This is a genomic window from Mesorhizobium sp. WSM4871 (assembly GCF_055811295.1).
The window spans coordinates 53153-70514 of sequence record NZ_JBVVPU010000011.1 but is presented as its reverse complement, the minus strand read 5'-3'; the positions used below and the strand labels follow the sequence as shown (position 1 = coordinate 70514).

16 protein-coding genes are annotated in these 17362 nt (G+C 60.6%); 9 read left to right on the top strand and 7 right to left on the bottom strand.

The window, feature by feature from the left end:
* Nucleotides 1–80 precede the first annotated feature (80 nt).
* Nucleotides 81–1220, bottom strand: a complete 1140-nt coding sequence (locus AC0L2H_RS22335; RefSeq protein WP_473592221.1) for a mandelate racemase/muconate lactonizing enzyme family protein — start codon at nt 1218–1220, stop codon at nt 81–83.
* Nucleotides 1221–1354: 134 nt separating this feature from the next.
* On the opposite strand from AC0L2H_RS22335, the gene AC0L2H_RS22330 reads away from it, so the two are divergent.
* The 5 genes from AC0L2H_RS22330 (at nt 1355) to AC0L2H_RS22310 (ending at nt 6280) form a co-directional block, all read left to right on the top strand.
* Complete coding sequence (locus tag AC0L2H_RS22330; protein WP_473592220.1) at nt 1355–1990, top strand: GntR family transcriptional regulator; 636 nt, start codon at nt 1355–1357, stop codon at nt 1988–1990.
* Between the two features lie 118 nt (nt 1991–2108).
* A complete protein-coding gene (locus AC0L2H_RS22325; protein WP_473592219.1) occupies nt 2109–3347 on the top strand; it encodes an extracellular solute-binding protein in 1239 nt (412 codons plus the stop codon).
* 140 nt (nt 3348–3487) lie between these two features.
* Nucleotides 3488–4351: a carbohydrate ABC transporter permease gene (locus AC0L2H_RS22320; protein WP_473592218.1), complete on the top strand. Its 864-nt coding sequence runs from the start codon at nt 3488–3490 to the stop codon at nt 4349–4351.
* Nucleotides 4344–5189, top strand: a complete 846-nt coding sequence (locus AC0L2H_RS22315; protein ID WP_473592217.1) for a carbohydrate ABC transporter permease — start codon at nt 4344–4346, stop codon at nt 5187–5189. Before AC0L2H_RS22320 ends, AC0L2H_RS22315 begins: the two co-directional genes overlap by 8 nt.
* Nucleotides 5190–5200: 11 nt before the next feature.
* Nucleotides 5201–6280 (top strand): ABC transporter ATP-binding protein, encoded by a 1080-nt coding sequence (locus AC0L2H_RS22310; protein WP_473592216.1) that lies wholly within the window; start codon nt 5201–5203, stop codon nt 6278–6280.
* A 23-nt stretch (nt 6281–6303) separates the two neighbouring features.
* Here the strand turns inward: AC0L2H_RS22310 and AC0L2H_RS22305 are convergent, their stop codons facing one another.
* From AC0L2H_RS22305 to AC0L2H_RS22295, 3 genes are read right to left on the bottom strand one after another with little or no spacing between them, the layout of a single operon-like run.
* The gene (locus AC0L2H_RS22305; protein WP_473592215.1) at nt 6304–7161 is read right to left on the bottom strand and encodes an alpha/beta hydrolase; all 858 of its coding nucleotides are present in this window, start codon (nt 7159–7161) and stop codon (nt 6304–6306) included.
* A gap of 10 nt (nt 7162–7171) precedes the next feature.
* Nucleotides 7172–8659, bottom strand: a complete 1488-nt coding sequence (locus AC0L2H_RS22300; protein ID WP_473592214.1) for an NAD-dependent succinate-semialdehyde dehydrogenase — start codon at nt 8657–8659, stop codon at nt 7172–7174.
* Complete coding sequence (locus AC0L2H_RS22295; RefSeq protein WP_473592213.1) at nt 8656–9903, bottom strand: iron-containing alcohol dehydrogenase; 1248 nt, start codon at nt 9901–9903, stop codon at nt 8656–8658. The genes AC0L2H_RS22300 and AC0L2H_RS22295 overlap by 4 nt, the downstream gene beginning before the upstream one ends.
* Nucleotides 9904–10075: 172 nt before the next feature.
* On the opposite strand from AC0L2H_RS22295, the gene AC0L2H_RS22290 reads away from it, so the two are divergent.
* Complete coding sequence (locus AC0L2H_RS22290; RefSeq protein ID WP_473592212.1) at nt 10076–10774, top strand: GntR family transcriptional regulator; 699 nt, start codon at nt 10076–10078, stop codon at nt 10772–10774.
* A gap of 86 nt (nt 10775–10860) precedes the next feature.
* Nucleotides 10861–11454, top strand: coding sequence for a DJ-1/PfpI family protein (locus tag AC0L2H_RS22285; protein WP_107652246.1), 594 nt, complete (start codon nt 10861–10863; stop codon nt 11452–11454).
* Between the two features lie 73 nt (nt 11455–11527).
* On the opposite strand, the gene AC0L2H_RS22280 is transcribed toward AC0L2H_RS22285, so the two are convergent.
* Together AC0L2H_RS22280 and AC0L2H_RS22275 are read right to left on the bottom strand one after the other, a co-directional pair.
* Nucleotides 11528–12415, bottom strand: coding sequence for an NAD-dependent epimerase/dehydratase family protein (locus tag AC0L2H_RS22280; protein WP_473592211.1), 888 nt, complete (start codon nt 12413–12415; stop codon nt 11528–11530).
* An 86-nt stretch (nt 12416–12501) separates the two neighbouring features.
* Nucleotides 12502–13659, bottom strand: a complete 1158-nt coding sequence (locus AC0L2H_RS22275) for a mandelate racemase/muconate lactonizing enzyme family protein (protein WP_473592210.1) — start codon at nt 13657–13659, stop codon at nt 12502–12504.
* Between the two features lie 292 nt (nt 13660–13951).
* Here AC0L2H_RS22275 and AC0L2H_RS22270 point away from each other — a divergent pair, with 292 nt between their 5' ends.
* On the top strand, nt 13952–14938 hold the full coding sequence (locus AC0L2H_RS22270; RefSeq protein ID WP_473592209.1) for an aldo/keto reductase: 987 nt from the start codon (nt 13952–13954) through the stop codon (nt 14936–14938).
* Nucleotides 14939–15022: 84 nt separating this feature from the next.
* Here the strand turns inward: AC0L2H_RS22270 and AC0L2H_RS22265 are convergent, their stop codons facing one another.
* On the bottom strand, nt 15023–15727 hold the full coding sequence (locus tag AC0L2H_RS22265) for a FadR/GntR family transcriptional regulator (RefSeq protein ID WP_245437190.1): 705 nt from the start codon (nt 15725–15727) through the stop codon (nt 15023–15025).
* 352 nt (nt 15728–16079) lie between these two features.
* On the opposite strand from AC0L2H_RS22265, the gene AC0L2H_RS22260 reads away from it, so the two are divergent.
* Nucleotides 16080–17360, top strand: a complete 1281-nt coding sequence (locus tag AC0L2H_RS22260; RefSeq protein ID WP_473592208.1) for an extracellular solute-binding protein — start codon at nt 16080–16082, stop codon at nt 17358–17360.
* The last annotated feature ends 2 nt before the right edge of the window (nt 17361–17362 follow it).

Sequence of the window (17362 nt, the reverse complement as noted above, 5' to 3'; positions counted from 1 at the left end):
AGCGGGCTACCGATGCCGGCGCGCCGGACGCAAAGGCGATATTGCCGGCTTGCCGCACATGACTTCACTCGTCTATTTCGTCACTTTCCACGAAGACGTGGGTTTTCTGGCGCGGCCCCCAGTTCCGATCGGGTCAAGCGCATCGGCCTCACCCATTCGCGGCGCGCTTTTTCGGACAGTACCAATCCATGGCCAGGCCGATCGGGCGCATAGACATAACCGTCCCTGATTTCGATCGGCTGTTCCACGAGATGATCGAAGTTCTGGAACGAATATTCCAACCATTCGACTTCGGGAAGCGCCGCCGCCATATGCACGCCAACTTCCAGGAAAGTGTTGCCGATGCTGACCGGGATCCCGAGCTCTGCGGCCAGCCACCCGATGCGCATGACATCGGTTACCTGGCCGTGGACATTCAGGATGTCGGCTGCGTTAGCTTCCAGAAGAAGCCGCTTGCCCGGAAGATCCAAGTACTCGCCACTGTTGATCTGGGTCCATGTCACCGCATGCCTGAGCATTCTCAATCCTTCGTGGTCGTGACGCAGGATCGGATCCTCGACCCAGAGAAGATCGTGGCCGGCGTTGCGAATGGCCACCAATTTCACCAGCGCCTCCTTCGAGCTCCACGCCTCGTTCGGATCGATCATAATCTTCGAGCCTGCCGGCACGCAGGTCTTCAATAGCTCCAGGCGCCGCAGATCGCGGTCGAAATCCGGGTGGCCGACCTTGATCTTGAAAGCGGAATAGCCAAGCGAAGCCGCATGGGAGAACAACGCCACGAAGGCATCATCGTCGAGGTGGAAGTCGAGGCCACTGGCATAAGCTTTCACGCGGTTGCGGCGACTGCCAAGCAGGACATGAAGAGGCAGGCCGGCTTCCTTTGCCGCAAGATCCCAAAGCGCTACCTGAACCGCCTCATGAAAAGGAAGGGAATAGGCCCGCTGATTGCCGCCGCGCGGCCGGTTCACACGATGAACCAGCGCGATGGCTTTGTGTCCCTTCAGGGTCGGCCAAGCTTCACTTTCGAAAATGGTCTCAATTTCCGCCTGATCAGGCAGGGGATTGAAGAGCGTCTGGATGAAGCCCAGACCCACCTCGCCACTTTCCGAAACGAGTTCCAGCGCAGCGACGTTGACATCGTCCGCTCGGACCTGACTGTCCCCGATTACCCGGTCGCGGGCGAACTGAAAACGGGTTATACGAAAATGCGAAAGGCTCATCACAAGGGCTTTCTGATCGATTATAGCCGTAAACTGATCTATCAGTTTACGACTTAGTACCGGACCAACGGGGGGTGCCGCAAGTGGCAGGCAAAGCAAAAAACCACTCTCATCCTCCGGAGACGGTCCCCCGCATGAGCGATATCGCCTATGAGCGAATTCTGGAGGGTTTGTTCGACCGACGCGTTCCGGCCGGGGCATTCATCTCGCAAAACGAGCTGTCCGCCATCGTCGACGTGCCTGTCGCTCCGCTTCGCGACGCTCTGCGCGTCCTGGAGGCGGAAGGGATTCTCACCATTCACCCGCGCTCCGGAATCCAGTTCGTCAGACCTGGCATCGAGCTTACGCGCGCCACCTACCAATTCCGCTCCATCATAGAGCGCTCGGCAATCCGTGTCTTTGCCGAGCAAGGGGATGAGGCCGTCATGAATGCCTTGGAAATCCGGCATTCGCGGCTAATCCGGCGCGTAGAGCGAGATGGCGTCGGGAAGGAGCAACTGGAGGAGATGGATGCGCTGGAGGGAGAGTTGCACGGCGCAATCATCGGCGTATTGCGCAATCCCTTGATCGACAGCACGTACGGGCGGATGCACAATTACCTGCGCCTGCTGCGCCTAGACAGCAAAACCACCGCGCCTATCATGATCCGGACGCTCAAGGAGCACCTCGACATCCTTGAGGCTTGCAGCACCAGAAATGCCGACGCCGCCGAAGGAAAGCTGCTGGCACATTTCCAAGCGGCGGTGCAGCGGAACCTGGGTCTCGTCTGACAGCCCAGTTTCGATGCGTCGTTTGCCATTCGCGTTCAGGCGCGGTTGCGGCACTTCGGAAATGATGCTACCCATCTGATCGATCAGTTCACGGATCTGATATCTTGGAGGAGATCGCATGCAGGTGAACAAAAGGCAATTTCTCATGGGTGCGGCGGCCCTTGCGATGGCAGGGCACATCGGCCGTGCCCGTGCCGCGAGCGCCATCAGCTACTGGCATCATTTTACCAGCCAGTCGGAAATGGCCAGCCTGCTCAAGATCGTCGAGTTGTTTCAGGCGGCGAATGCGGATGTGGCGGTGACGCAGGAAAACATCCCGAACTCGGAATATATGGCCAAGGTGTCTTCGGCGGTGCTGGCTGGCGGGCGTCCGGATACCGCCATGGTGATCGCCGAGCGATTTGCCGACCTCACCGCGATGGAAGGGCTGATCGATCTTACCGACCGCGTAAACGGTTGGGCCGGCAAGTCGAATTTTCCCGACAACCGATGGGCCGGGCTTTCCAGCAACGGCGCCATCTATGCAGTCCCCGCCTTCGCCTTCGTCGACTGGATGTATTACCGCCCCGACTATTTCGAGGAAGCTGGACTGGCGGGGCCACCCCAGAATTTCGATGAATTCGTGCAGGCATCCCGCCAGCTGACCGATCCTTCGAAGGGCAGGTATGCCTTCGGAATGCGCGCCGGCGCCGGCGGTTTCAAATATGTCATCGATGTCATGGAGGCGTTCGGCTCGCCGATCGTCAAGGACGGGCAGCCAGCCATGGACAGGGCGGCGGCAATCGAGGCGATAACATTTTATTCCGATCTCTTCCTGAAGGAAAAGGTCGTGCCGCCGAGCGCGCCGAACGACAGCTACCGTCAGATCATGGAAGCCTTCCGCACCGGGCAGACGGCAATGGTATGGCATCACACGGGTTCGCTGAACGAAATCTCCGGCGCGATGAAGCAGGGCGAACAATTCTCGACCGCGCCCATGCCGGCTGGTCCGAAGGCGCATATCGCGCGCGTCGCCTACGCCGGCAACGGCATCATGAAGGAAGACAATATCGAGGCCGCCTGGCAGTGGGTGAGTTTCTGGGGTCAGACGGACGCCGCCATAGCCCTGCTCGAGGGGACCGGTTATTTCCCGGCCTCCACCGCTGCGTTGCAGGATCAGCGGATCACCGGCAATCCAATCTACGGTGCGGCGGTGGAAACGCTCAAGTTCGGACGCCTGCCGAACAATTTCGTCGGCGCCGCGGGCTGGTCCGAAAATGTCGTCAATCCGGCCTTCCAATCGGTACTGACGGGTCAGTCGACGCCGGAACAGGCCGTGGACCGGATGATCCAAGGCCTCGAGGCGGCGCTCCGCTGATCCCTGTCGGCTGCCCGGATGTGCGGCCGTGTTCAGAACGCAATGGGACGGTGCTTTCGCATCGCGGATTCATGACGATAAGCTCAAGCAGATATCTCCCTTTGCGGGCTCTCGGCGAACTGTCCGAGACCCGATATTGGATGTATTTGCTGCTCCTTCCCAGTCTCGCCCTTATCCTTCTGGTGATCGCCTATCCGACGCTTTATGGCATGGCTATCAGCTTTCGCGAGATGCGTCTGACGCGTCCCGGGTTGGATGGCTGGGTTGGCTTCAAACATTATGCAGGGATGTGGTCGGACCCGGTCTTCTGGATCGCCCTGAAGAACACAGCCGTGTGGGTTGCTGCCGCGGTCGTGCTGGAACTGGGGCTCGGCCTCCTCGCCGCGACAGCTCTCAACAGGGATTTGCCGGGCACGAAGGTCTTCGCCGTGCTCATCCTGCTTCCCTACTTCCTGCCCAACGTCGTAGCGGGTCATATGTGGGCGCTGCTGCTCGATCCGCGGCTCGGGGTCATCAACGATATTCTTGTCCGCCTTGGCGTTCTGCAGTCCTACAAGGCATGGTTTGCAGATCCCAATACCGCCCTTGCGGCAACCATTCTGGTCGAGGCCTGGCATGGGTTTCCATTCTTCGCGCTGCTGCTGCTTGCGGGTTTGAAAAGTATTCCCGAGGATCTCTATAAGGCAGCGGCGGTGGACGGCGCGAGCGTGGCGGCGCAGCTCAGGCTGATCACCTTGCCGATGCTCAAGACCGTCATCGCGGCGGCAGTGATCCTGCGCGTCATCGGTCTGGTCAATTCGCCCGATCTGCTCCTCATTCTCACCGGTGGCGGACCGGGAGATGCCACGCAGGTGCTGTCATTGTACGCCTTCCAGACCGCCTACAAGGAATTCAATTTCGGCTACGCATCCGCCCTGTCGGTGGTGATGTTCGTGCTTCTGATGATTTTCGCGGTCGGCTACATCCGCATCTCCAAGATCGCCAAAGGACACGGCGATGATTGAAAGCAAACGTCGCCGGCGGATAATCGCGAACATCGCCACCTATTTCGTGCTCGCGAGCCTGTCGGTGTTCTGCATCGGTCCAATGATCTGGATGTTTCTGACATCGCTCAAATATGAGGCCGACATCGTCACCCAGACGATGCAGTACGTCCCGAGCCGCGTTACCTTCGACAATTATGTCGCCATCTGGACGCAGTCTGGTTTTCCGCGGCTTATCGGCAACAGCCTTGTCGTAACCGGACTGACGGTGACGATCTGCGTCGTCACTGGCACGCTCGCCGCTTACGCATTTTCTCGCTTGGTGTTTCGCGGCCGGGATCAGCTCATGCTCGGCTATCTGGTCGTTCGCATGTTCCCTGCGGTCATGATGATCATTCCCCTTTATGTCGTTATGCGCGGCGTGGGCCTCGTGGACAGCCGTTTCGGCCTTGCGCTCGCCTATACGAGTTTCCTGCTGCCGCTGTTCGTGTGGATGCTCAAAGGGTTCTTCGATTCCGCACCCAAGGAGCTCGAAAGCGCGGCACGCATCGATGGTTCGACGAGGCTTGGCGCCATGGTCCGTATCGTCATGCCGCTCGCGCGCAACGGCCTGGTGGCGAGCTCGGTGTTCATTGCCATTGCTGCGTGGAACGAGTTCCTGTTCGCCCTGATGCTGACGACGGGGCAGGGGTCTCGCACCTGGCCCGTGGGGCTGCAACTGATGGTCGGCGAGTTCCAGCTTCCCTGGGGCGTTCTGGCCGCCGGCGGCATCCTCAGCATCGTCCCGGTTATCATTCTCTTCGCTGTCGTCCAGAGAACCATGGTTCAGGGGCTGACCGCAGGCGCCGTGAAAGGTTAGGAGTAGCTCACATGGCGACACTTTCCATCAAGGACGTGCGCAAAGCTTACGGCTCCGTACAGGTCCTTCACGGCGTCGACATCGAGCTAGAGGACGGAGGCTTTCTGGTTCTGCTCGGGCCGTCCGGATGCGGCAAGTCGACCTTGCTCAACATGATCGCTGGCCTCGACGATACGTCCGGCGGTGACATTCTGATCGGCGGACGCTCGGTCCTCGACCTTGCACCCAAGGACCGCAATATCGCGATGGTGTTCCAATCTTACGCACTTTACCCCACCATGTCGGTCGCGAGAAACATCGGTTTCGGGCTGGAAATGCGGGGCGTGGATGCCGACAAACGCAAGCGCGCCGTCGAAGACGCCGCGCGGCTGCTGCAAATCTCCCATTTGCTCGACCGGCGCCCCGCCAACCTCTCGGGCGGACAGCGGCAGCGCGTTGCGATGGGTCGAGCGATCGTGCGCGATCCGGAGCTGTTCCTCTTCGATGAACCGCTTTCCAATCTCGATGCCAAGCTTCGCGTGGAAATGCGCACGGAGATCAAGCGCCTGCACGAGCGTCTCGGCACGAGCATCGTCTATGTCACGCATGATCAGATCGAGGCGATGACACTGGGCACCAAGGTGGCCGTGATGAAGGGCGGCTACATCCAGCAATTGGCCGATCCGCGCACTATCTATGAACGGCCCGCCAACATGTTCGTGGCGAGTTTCATCGGATCCCCGGCAATGAACTTCCTTCCTGGACAAATGGTCCGGGACGCGGACGGTGTCCGTTTCGAAACGAGCGGGGTATCGATCGCGCTGTTGGCCAGCAATCCGACGGAAGTTCCCGAGCGTCCGGTGATCCTCGGCATGCGGCCTGAGGAACTGAAGGTGGTTGCGCGCGATCAAGCTTCGGTGACAGGCGTGATCGACGTGGTCGAACCTACCGGGCCCGAAACCATGGTGACAGTGCAGGTTGGCGACCGCTCGGTCACGGCGCGTGTGCCGCCGAGGTTTGCCGGCCAACGAAACGAGGCAATCTTCCTTACCGTCGATCCGGCGAGCATCAGCCTGTTCGATCCGGACACCGAGCAGCGCATCGATATTTAACCCAGGCGTTCATCCGGAATGGCTCAGGTTCCGGGATGTTCTCCTGCAGACTGGCCCGGCACCTGGGTGGATGCAATCAGTTTCGTCAGGCAATCACCCGCCTGGCTCTCAGGCACGCCGAGATCCCTGACACTGTCCATGTGGTTGCGGTTCGTGAGAGCAAGCGACGTTACCGGCGAACCCTGCTGCAGCAGGCTCTCCTTGAATCGATCTGCCTGCTGATGGAAGGGCGGCGTCTCATTGGCTCCGACCAGAACCGTCGCCTTGGTTCGAGGATCGTGCCGATAGGCAAGAGGTGTAAACATGGCGACTTCCTCATCGGTGATTCCAATCTCGTTGGCGAGAAAGGAGTTCTGGAGCGGTTTCAGATCATAGAGCCCGCCGAGCAGAAGGGCTGCCCGCACATTCGCGGGGGTGTTTTCGCTGTGGAACAGAAACGTTGCAAGATGTGCCCCTGCCGAATGACCGCTGACAGTCAGGTCCGCCGGGTTTCCGCCATGATGGGCGATGTTGGCCAGGACCCACCGCTTGGCGCGGCGCATCTGGTCGACGATTGTGGCCATCCTCACGGCAGGCATCAGAGCGTAGTCGACGATGACCGCGATCGCCCCGGCGCGGGTCACCGTGTCGGCGACGTAGGAATAGTCGCGTTTGGAGAACATCCTCCAGTAGCCGCCATGGATGAACATATGAACCGGCAGGCGGTCGCGGTCGCCTTCCGGAAAGAACAGGTCGACGGTTTCGGTGGTATCGGAACCGTAGGCGACGTTTGCGAGCATGGGGATTTTCGCCCTGGTTTCCGCGCTGCGGCGGACAATATCGGCGACGATCTCATCGAACTCGGCCACATGATCGCGAATGCGGAACGGATCTTTTTGCATGTCTTTCGGCTCAGATGGTCACGGCGATGTACTTCGCCTCCATGAACTCGGCAATGCCGTGCTTTTGACCACCTTCGCGGCCCAGTCCGCTCTGCTTGACCCCGCCGAAAGGCGCCGCAGGGTCCGACATCAGGCCGCGGTTCAACGCGATCATGCCGGACTCGATCTTCGAGGCCACGCGCATTCCCCTGGCAAGGTCACGGGTGTAGATGTAGGCGGCAAGGCCATATTCGGTGTCATTGGCCTTCGAGATCACTTCCGCCTCGCTGTCAAAGCGCATGATCGGAGCCACCGGACCGAATATCTCCTCGTGGGCCATGACGGCGTCAGCGGACACGTCGCGAAGCACTGTCGGCGGGTAGAAGTAGCCTTTGCCTTCGGCAATCGTCCCTCCGCACAGAACCTTGGCCCCACGGGCAACTGCGTCCTGGACGAGCCGATTGATGTTCTCCACGGCCTTCCTGGTGATCATCGGGCCGCATTCGGTTTCCGAGTGTGTGCCAGGGCCAACGTGGAGGGCAGCCATGCGTTTGCGCAATCCATCCGTGAAGGCATCATGGATGCCGGCCTGCACGTAAAGCCGGTTGGCGGCGGTGCAGGCTTCACCGGCGTTGCGCATCTTGGCAACCATAGCACCGTCGAGCGCTGCTTCCAGGTCGGCGTCGTCGAAGACGATGAACGGTGCATTGCCGCCAAGCTCCATGGAACAGGAGATGACGTGTTTTGCGGCCTCGGCCAGGAGCAGGCGGCCGATGCCGGTCGAGCCGGTGAATGACAGTTTTCGCACTCTTGGGTCGGCCAGCATGGCGGCCGTCACTGGCCCGGGGTTCGAGGTCGTCAGCACGTTGACGACGCCAGGCGGCACGCCGGCTTCCTCATAGAGCGCTGCAAGCGCATAGGCCGTCAGCGGCGTCTCGCTGGCGGGCTTCAGGACCACGGTGCAGCCTGCTGCGAGCGCCGGCGCGATCTTGCGTGTCGCCATGGCGGCAGGGAAATTCCATGGCGTGATAAGCACGCAGATGCCGATAGGCTGGTAATCAACGACGATACGGTTCGCGCCAGAGGGTGCGAGGCCGAACTCTCCGCTGATGCGCACCGCCTCCTCTGCGTTCCAGCGAAAAAACTCCGCCGCGTATGCGACTTCGCCGCGCGCATCGCGCAGCGCCTTGCCGTTCTCCATTGAGATAAGCGCCGCCAAGGTCTCCGCCCGTTCGGTCATCAGTTCGAAACACCGCCGCAGGATTTCCGAACGCCTGCGTGGCGGTGTCTCGCGCCAGCCGCCCGCTGCCCCTGCAGCCGCGTCGACGGCTAGGGCAGCATCCGCGAGCGTGGCATCGGGTACCGCTGCGATCACCGCCTCGGTCGATGGATCGATCACTTCGATCACCCGGCCATCCGACGAGGGCTGCCAACGGCCACCAATGTAGAGACCATGGGAAAATGTGGCGTAGTCGGACGTACTTTCATCCTCATCGAATATATCTGCGGAAATGTTCATTGGGCGAACTCCTGTCGCATCGTGGCAGCGGCCATGTCACCGTCATAAGCGGCTCTGACCAGTCGTCGCATCGCGGCGAGGTCGAATGGGCGGGGATTGTTCTTGATCAGCCGGTCGATGCCGAGCGCCTGCTCGGCCGTCCAGTCGATCCTGTCCTCGGGAAGGCCCAGTTCGGCCAATGTCGGCGTGATGCCGATGGCGCCGAACAGCCGGCTCACCTCCCGGATGGTGGCGTGGGCCAATGCATCGGCGCCGCCGCCGCTCTGCTGGGGCAGGCCGAGAGCGGCGCCGACTTCGGCAATCTCCGCGGCCGCGGCGGGGAGATTGTAGCTCATCACATAGGGCAAGGTGGTGGCGACGCCCAGACCATGCGGCGTGTGGGTCAGCGCGCCGACCGGATATTGCACTGCATGGGCAGCGGCCGTTCCCGCCGTGCCGAAGGCGCAGCCGGCGGCAAGAGCTCCCATCATGACGTCGGCTCGGGCAGTCTCGTCCGATCCGTCGCGATATGCCTTTTCGAGACTACGGCCCAGCAGCCTGATGGCCAGAAGGGCGAAATGGTCGGTCAGAGCGCTCTTGCCGACGAAGACATGCTGTTGCGGCAAAGTGTGATCGGTGCCGCGTTTGGCCGCCGTGAAGGCCTCGATTGCGTGCGTCAGCGCGTCGGCGCCGGCGATCGCTGTCAGTGAAGGAGGACATGTCGCCGTCAGGTCCGGGTCGCAAAGCGCCACGGCGGCGATAAGATGAGGGCTCGATATACCCACTTTCAATGTCCGCTCCGGATCGGAGATCACGGCGACGGGGGTTACCTCGGAGCCTGTCCCCGCCGTTGTCGGCACTGCGATCACGGGAAGGGTAGGGCCCGGTACCTTGAACTCGCCGTAGTAATCCTGGAGCTTGCCGCCATGGCTGAGCAGAAGCGCGGCGCACTTGGCCATGTCGAGGCAACTGCCCCCGCCGATGCCGATCACCATGTCCGGCCTGAAATCCTTCGCCTGCGCAATGCAGGCGGCGACACTGTCGCGTGGCACATCCGGCAGTGTTCGGTCGTAGACCAGCGTGTCTATGGCGGCGGCGCGCAAGCCAGCAAGAATCTCTGCAAACTCCGATGTCGTCGCGAAACGCTCATCGGTGCAGACAAATGCGCGCCGCCCGTACCTGGCGGCAACGGCAGGCAACGCATGGCGCTGGCCTTTGCCGAACAGAATTTCGCGCGGCAGGCGCGCCGCTGCAAACAAGGTCATGCACAGAATCCTTCAAAGCCCGATTGCGAGCCAGGAGAATTGGTTTCGTTCCAGAGACCGGCCTCGACGCTTCCACTCATTCTCACGCGATGCCCTTATAAAATCGTATAGGATATAGTATTGAATTGAGCGAAGCATCGTGTTAGTGGGTGCTTCTGTCAAGAGGCAAACAATGCAGAACCCGGACCTGACGGTTGACAATGAGGCCCGCCCGACCGGCCGTATCCAGCGCGCCAACAGCCTCGCCGGCGACGTTTATGAGGCAATCTTCGCGCAATTGATGTCGTTGCGGATTGCTCCGGGATCGCGCATCACCGTCGACAATCTCGTGAAGGAATTCGACGTCTCGCATACGCCCATCCGTGAAGCCCTTGGCCGATTGGAGGGCGAGGGCCTGGTGGTGAAGACCCACCTGATCGGCTATCGGGCCGCCCCTCAAATCACCCGCCGCCGCTTTGACGAGCTTTACGAACTGCGCCTGTTGCTTGAACCTGCTGCCGCGGCCAAAGCCACTGCAACACTGGATGACGAGCGCCTTGCCGTGCTGCAGGAGGCGGCTGGCGTCATGGCCCGGCGGGTGGGGAAAGACGAGCGCCTGCGTTATTCGAACTTCGCCCGCCAGGATGCGATCTTCCACGACAAGATCGTGGAGTTCGCCCGGAACGAACTCATTCGCGAAACGCTGAACCACCAGCATACCCACTTCCATATCTTCCGTCTGATGTATCACTCGCGGGTGACTGAAGAGGCGCTGGACGAGCACGAGGCGATTCTCGCTGCCTTGTCCGCGGGCGATCCGGCCGCCGCCGAAAAGGCAATGCGTGTGCACATCGAGAATTCGCGGGACCGGCTCCTGCCTGTGTTCGAGTAGCCATTGCGATGTCGCTTGTCCGGGACGCCGTCGAGCTCGACGCGCCGCTGATCACCCCAAGCCAACACAAGCCGAGAGGAAGACCCATGCCAGGCAAAAAGATCTTGATGCTGACCGGTGAGTTCACCGAGGAATATGAAATCTTCGTCTATCAGCAGGCGATGGAAGCGGTGGGCCATACCGTCCATGTCGTGTGCCCCGACAAGAGCGCCGGAGACATGATCAAGACATCGCTGCACGATTTTGAGGGCGATCAGACCTACACCGAAAAGCCCGGTCACAATGCGCTGATCAACAAGACCTTTTCCGATGCTGAGAAGCAGCTGAGCCAATACGACGCTGTCTACTGCGCCGGCGGTCGTGGCCCCGAATACATCCGCACCGACAAGCGGGTGCAGGCGATGGTGCGTCATTTTCACGAGGCCAAGAAGCCGATCTTCACGATCTGCCATGGCGTCCAGATTCTGATTGCGGTCGACGGCGTCGTCCGTGGCAAGAAGGTGGCGGCGCTCGCGGCTTGCGAGCCAGAGGTGACGCTTGCCGGCGGCACTTACATCGACCTATCCCCCACCGATGCCTATGTGGATGGGACGATGGTTTCGGCCAAAGGCTGGACGGCGCTTGCGGCCTTCATTCGCGAATGCCTGAAGGTGCTGGGAACGGAAATCCGCCACGCTTGAGCCTTTTTTGTCTCGACGCATTCCTGAGGGGATGCGTCGAGGCCCAAAACGGTGCGTCGATATCTATCATTCATCAAATCTGCGTTCGCCAATCATATTCTTGCTGGAATCCCAGAAGCTCACGCAGCTTGCGATTTGAGATTGGCCCCTCAAACTCCTCCATCGAGCGCGTAATCGGCATGCCTGGTGCATGCTTCCTAAGAAATTCTTCCGTCGGCGTGTCGGCAACGATGTTGTCGTTGACGGCGTTGAAGATCTGGAATCCCAAACCGTCCCTCTCTATGCACAGATGCACGATCTGGCCGAGATCGCGCGCGTCCATATATGTCCAGCCGTCGCGCCGCCGTTTTGAGGCGTCCGCCAGGAATTCCGGAAACCGGACGTAGTCCTGCGGTTCGACAACGCCGCCGATCCTGAGGGCGTAGATGTCGCTCCCTGTGCGCGAAGCGAAGGAGCGCGCGATCTTCTCGCCCAGGACTTTGGAAAGGCCATAGCTGTCGGTCGGATCGGTATCGTAGTCTTCCTCCACCGGAAACGATGCGAAGTCGCGTTCGCCTTCGGCAAAACACACGCCATAGACCGTTTCGCTGGACGCGGTGATGACCTTGCGGATGCCAAGCTTGGTGGCTGCCTCGATAACATTATAGGTGGATAGCACATTGGCGGCGAACATGGCGTTGTCCGGCCGCAGGAATATCCGCGGAAGGGCCGCGAAATGGACCACGGCGTCGACCGGGCCGCGGCCTTTTCCTCCGAAATATTCGTTGAACCCGAAATGCAACGTCAGCGCATTGTAGGTCTCGCCTGCGTCGGCAAGGTTGGTGATGATGGTGTCCACACCCGGCACATCAAGCGGCGTCAGGTCGAGGTTCAGGACCTGGTGTCCGCGTTCTAGCAGGTAGGGAATGACGTGGCGGCTGATCTTGCCGCTGCCACCAGTGAAGACGATCCGCTTGCCCATGGTTTCCTCCCAACGGCCTTGTTCGTCGAGCGGCAGAAGCTTCGCCAGAAGGCATCTCCGCCCACCGCACGCTATCCGGTCATCCGCTATTCAAAGATGCCGAAGCCAGGCACGGCGTATTTGTGTACGCCGTCCATGTTGAGCTCGACGCCGATGCCTGGCGTGTCGGGTACGACGATGTGGCCATCCTCAACGATCGATTTGGCGCCGTCCGGCAGGCGCACATAACTGTCCCACGCTTCCCGCTCTTCGAGGGCATGCCACTCCAGCACGAGGAAGTTTGGAACGCTCGCACAGACATGGCATGTCGCCATCGTGCCGAGCGGTGTCGATACAAGATGTGGTGCGAATGGCACATAATACATTTCAGCGAGATTCGCGATCTTGCGGCTTTCGGCAAGGCCGCCGCATTTCGGCACGTCGGGCATGATGACGTCGGCGCCATAATTCTGGAACAACTCGCGGAAACCCCAGCGCAGGTAGAGATTTTCGCCGACGCAGATCGGCGTCTTGGTTCGCATGCGGATCTGCTTCAGGGCCTCGACGTTCTCGGCTGGAATAGGCTCTTCCAGCCACAGAAGATTGAACTGCTCCATCTCCGCTGCAACCCGGCTGGCGCTTAGCACATCGTAGCGTGCGTGCAGGTCGATACAAAGATCGATGTCAGGACCAACCGCCTCGCGCACTGCCGCAACGCGCTCCACCATGAAGCGTAGCTCCGCGCCGTTGATGGTGTGGTTCACGGCATCGAACTTTGCTGGATGGTGCAGATTGTCGATGTCGAATTTCAGCGCCGTGAAGCCCTCGGCCACCATACGGCGGGCGCGCGCCGCGCACCCCTGTGGCGATCCCGATTCTTCATCGCCGTCGCCGCAATCGGCATAGAGCCTTATGCGGTCGCGGAACTTGCCGCCAAACATGCGGTAGAGCGGCTGGCCCGCGGCTTTCGCCGCTACGTCCCACAGCGCCATTTCAAGCCCGGTCAGCGCGATCAGAAAGATACCGGCCTGGGCGCCGGAGAACACATGGTCACGGCGGATCTTGTCCCAGCAATACTCGACGTTGCGCGGGTCCTGTCCGATGAGTTCCGACTTCAATTCCGAAATAAGGCCGACGATCGCGGCCGCGCCCGCGTCGGGATTTGCCTCCCCATAGCCGGAGATGCCGGCGTCCGTATCGATACGGATCAGGGTCGCCTTGCCGTGATAGGCGACGACCGCCGTCTTGATGTCCACGATCTTCATCGAACCCTCCCCTTGATGGCGCGCAACGCCTTCAAATTCACGGCATTCACGCTTGAATAAACTTGTCCAATAAGCATACAAGATGAGAGTCCGAAACGTAAACCCCCTTTGCAAAATTTTGCGCCGATGCCGCATTGCAATGAATGAAAACATTGAATTAATTAGCAAATCCGCATTCTCATGCAAACGACACAAATACGCCAGAGCCTACTTGTTAGACGAGTATATAAGCGTATAAATTGTATGCCAGCAGGGCGCCAGCCCATGTATGCCGCCAATCAGGAGGATGAGGATGCAACAGCGACAGTTGGGATCGTCGCCGGTCAAGGTATCGGAGATCGGTCTGGGGACTTGGGGTATGTCCGGCGCCTTTTGGGGCGCGGCCGACGATGAGGAATCGATCCGGGTGATCAGGCGCGCCCTGGAGCTTGGCATCACGCTGATCGACACGGCGGAAGCCTATGGGCATGGCCACGCCGAGGAAGTCGTCGGCAAGGCGTTGGCCGGCAACCGCGACAAGGCGGTCATTGCGACCAAGGTTGCCCCAAACCATCTCGAACCCGCGGCGATAGAGGCGGCGCTCGACGGTTCGCTGAAGCGGATGCAGACGGACTATGTCGACGTCTATTTCGTCCACTGGCCGAACTCGGATTTTCCGATCGGCCCGACTATGGAGATGATGGAGCGGTTGCGGTCGTCAGGCCGCATCAAGGCGGTCGGCGTTTCGAATTTCAGCACCGCCGACATGGACAGCGCTCGCCAGCATGGCGTCATCGACGTGCTCCAACCGCCTTACAACATGCTGTGGCGCGAGGTTGAGGCTGAGACTCTGCCCTATTGCCGCAAGCATAATATCGGCGTGATGCCCTATAGCGGTCTCGCCCAAGGCTTGCTCACGGGGCTGCTGTCGCTGGACACCAAATTCGTCGAAGGCGATGAGCGCCGCACCACCGTTCTGTTCCAGCCGGGCACCTACGAGCGCGCGGTTAACGCCGTCGACACCCTCAAGCCGATCGCGGCGCGCTACGGCAAGACGGTTCCGCAGCTCGCGATCCAGTGGCTTACCAGCAGGCCTGGCGTCAGCTCGCCGCTGGTCGGCGCGCGCACGGTCAAGGAACTGGAGGAAAACGTCGAGAGCGTCGGCTGGACGATTTCAGACGCGGATATCGCCGCCATGGACAAGATCACCGCACCGGTCTGGGCGGAGATCAAGGACAAGGGCGACATGTTCGGTTTCCGCGCGCGCCAGCGTCAGGAACAGCAAGCGAAAAGCGCCTGATATCGGCCGCGTCCTCCCGGCGCGCAGCGGCGCGGCCAGCCGGATTGCTGGCTGCGCCGCTCGGGAGCATCGGCTGGCGATTTCTTATGGAGGCAGGCCAACGGCGGTGGTGATCTTCAGATGCCGGCGCATCGCCTCTTCCGCCCGTTTTGCATCGCGCGCCAGGAGCGCCTCGTAGATCGCCCTGTGCATCTCAGTCGCCGAGGGCAGGGCGTGAGGCATCTGGTTGCTGATGCGTCTGCTCGCCATCTGCCACCACCGGGACGAGTACATGAAGCGGTCGAGGATCCTGTTCTGGGCCGCCCGGCAAATCTCCATGTGGAAATCCAGGTCGAGCTTCAGATAGGCGTCCGCATTGTCCTCGCTGGCCGACATCGCCGCAAGGAGAGTGCCAAGACGCTCGAGATTCTCCTTGGTCATGTGCTTGGCCGCGATGGCGGCGATGGCAGGCTCGATGATTATCCGCGTCGCGTGAGCCTCTGCCAATATCTCGCGCATCTGCTCGGGTGGCAGCCAGTCGATGAGCAATGGGCTGAGATAGTCCCATTCTTCGGCCGGACGCAGCACCACGCGCCGCCCCTGCGCAATCTCGATCATGTCGAGAGACGCCAGGATCTTCAGCGCTTCCCGCGCCACCGCGCGCGAAACCCCGAACTCCTGGAGGATCTGCTGTTCCGACGGTCCTTGGCCGCCGGTGACGCCGCTGCTGGCGATGCGACGTGCTAGCACGCCCGCCACCTGCCTGGGCAAAGTTTGAAGCTTGACCTCCATGGCATCCATCATTAACATCCACTTGTCCGATAAGCTTATAGGCTGATAGCTAGATATGCAGTCAACTTATCCCATAGTGCTCACTAGCCTATAACTCGGCCTGCGTGAAGGGAGGATCGAATGGCGGGTCCAACGTCGCGTCCCCGGCTTCGGTCGTCCGAGATCAGGATCGATATGCTTCGCAGACGCGCGAGGCGCGTTGGAACAAAGGTGCCTGATCGCCCGGCGGGCTCGCAAGGATCGTTCGGGGAGTAATCCAGGCAGTCTCGCTGCGGGAGGAGCAAGCCGCCGCGGATTTGCCAGAAAGGTTGGAAGTCATCGGCCGACCCTTGGAAGGGCCGACCAGTCGCAAACAAGGAGGAGATCCGTGATGTCCGCAAGCCTATCGAGACGCAAATTCCTGGCGGCGAGTGCCGCCGTGACGGCTGGTTCGCTCGCCGCGCCGTGGGTCGCCAGGGCGCAGGCGAACGAGATTACCGCGCTGCTGATCACCGGCGGCCCGCTTTACCCCAAATATTGGGAGAAGATTGTCCAGGATTTCACGGCGAAGACCGGCATCAAGGTCCGCTATGACCTGCTGGAATTCACGCCGCTGACATCGAAAGTCGTCACGCTGAGCGCCGCGCGATCGAGCCAATACGACGTCTACAGCACCCACACGGCGCAGATAGATTCCTATTTCAACCATTTTGCACCCCTGAACAGCTACTTCAGCGAGTCTGAATTGGCTGAGTTCTATCCGGTTGCGGTCAAGTATCTGAGCGACCCCAAGACCGGCAATCTGGCCGCCATTCCGCGCAACATGGATGCGCGTGTGCAGTACTATCGCAGCGACGTCTACCAGGAGAAAGGCCTGAAGCCGGCCGAGACCTGGGAAGACCTGGTTGACGTCGGCCTCAAACTTACCGGCGACGGCCACTATGGGCTGGTCGTGCCGGGGCAGGGTGACCCCGCCCAGCGCACGTTCAGCGATCTCCTGTGGCAAGCCGGTGGGGATTGGGTCGACCAGGCCAACAAACCGGCCTTCAATTCCGAAGCCGGGATCAAAGCCCTGACGTTTTATCGCGACCTGATCCAAAAGCACAAAATCGTGCCGCCGGATGCGGTCGGATATCAATGGAACGAAAACTCGACCGAACTCTCGTCGGGCACCGTCTATGCCAATTTCGACTGGCCGGGCGCTTTCGCAACCCTGTCCAATCCCGAGACCTCTCGCATCGTCGGCAAGTGGTCCACTGCGCCCTATATCAGGGACAAAGCGGCAATTTCCTGCGCCATCTCCCACGCCATGGCTCTCAATGGCCAGTCTGGACGCATGGAACCCGCCGTCGAATTCATCAAATATACGGTCGGTCCTGAGGCGCAGCGTCTGCAGTTCGAGCAGTTCACCAACTTTCCCAGCAGCCAGGTGATCGCCAAGGAGGTGATAGCAGCGGCGAAGGGCCCGCAGGCCACATGGCTGCAGCAACTCGAGACGACGATAGCGAACGGCAAGGAGTGGCCGAAGCTGGCCGGCTTCTCGAAAGTCTGCACCTTGATGTTCTCGGCCATTGAACAGGCGCTGACTGACCAGGTCTCGCCGAGCGACTCGCTCAACCAGGCGGCGACCGAGGCTGAGGAGATCATGCGCCGGGCCGGAGCATACGACTGAGG

What these genes read in the sequence shown, in the direction of transcription:
- AC0L2H_RS22335 (WP_473592221.1), bottom strand. Translation starts at nt 1,220, where the DNA reads ATGAGCCTTTCGCATTTTCGTATAACCCGTTTTCAGTTCGCCCGCGAC.
- AC0L2H_RS22330 (WP_473592220.1), top strand. Translation starts at nt 1,355, where the DNA reads ATGAGCGATATCGCCTATGAGCGAATTCTGGAGGGTTTGTTCGACCGA.
- AC0L2H_RS22325 (WP_473592219.1), top strand. Translation starts at nt 2,109, where the DNA reads ATGCAGGTGAACAAAAGGCAATTTCTCATGGGTGCGGCGGCCCTTGCG.
- AC0L2H_RS22320 (WP_473592218.1), top strand. Translation starts at nt 3,488, where the DNA reads ATGTATTTGCTGCTCCTTCCCAGTCTCGCCCTTATCCTTCTGGTGATC.
- AC0L2H_RS22315 (WP_473592217.1), top strand. Translation starts at nt 4,344, where the DNA reads ATGATTGAAAGCAAACGTCGCCGGCGGATAATCGCGAACATCGCCACC.
- AC0L2H_RS22310 (WP_473592216.1), top strand. Translation starts at nt 5,201, where the DNA reads ATGGCGACACTTTCCATCAAGGACGTGCGCAAAGCTTACGGCTCCGTA.
- AC0L2H_RS22305 (WP_473592215.1), bottom strand. Translation starts at nt 7,161, where the DNA reads ATGCAAAAAGATCCGTTCCGCATTCGCGATCATGTGGCCGAGTTCGAT.
- AC0L2H_RS22300 (WP_473592214.1), bottom strand. Translation starts at nt 8,659, where the DNA reads ATGAACATTTCCGCAGATATATTCGATGAGGATGAAAGTACGTCCGAC.
- AC0L2H_RS22295 (WP_473592213.1), bottom strand. Translation starts at nt 9,903, where the DNA reads ATGACCTTGTTTGCAGCGGCGCGCCTGCCGCGCGAAATTCTGTTCGGC.
- AC0L2H_RS22290 (WP_473592212.1), top strand. Translation starts at nt 10,076, where the DNA reads ATGCAGAACCCGGACCTGACGGTTGACAATGAGGCCCGCCCGACCGGC.
- AC0L2H_RS22285 (WP_107652246.1), top strand. Translation starts at nt 10,861, where the DNA reads ATGCCAGGCAAAAAGATCTTGATGCTGACCGGTGAGTTCACCGAGGAA.
- AC0L2H_RS22280 (WP_473592211.1), bottom strand. Translation starts at nt 12,415, where the DNA reads ATGGGCAAGCGGATCGTCTTCACTGGTGGCAGCGGCAAGATCAGCCGC.
- AC0L2H_RS22275 (WP_473592210.1), bottom strand. Translation starts at nt 13,659, where the DNA reads ATGAAGATCGTGGACATCAAGACGGCGGTCGTCGCCTATCACGGCAAG.
- AC0L2H_RS22270 (WP_473592209.1), top strand. Translation starts at nt 13,952, where the DNA reads ATGCAACAGCGACAGTTGGGATCGTCGCCGGTCAAGGTATCGGAGATC.
- AC0L2H_RS22265 (WP_245437190.1), bottom strand. Translation starts at nt 15,727, where the DNA reads ATGTTAATGATGGATGCCATGGAGGTCAAGCTTCAAACTTTGCCCAGG.
- AC0L2H_RS22260 (WP_473592208.1), top strand. Translation starts at nt 16,080, where the DNA reads ATGTCCGCAAGCCTATCGAGACGCAAATTCCTGGCGGCGAGTGCCGCC.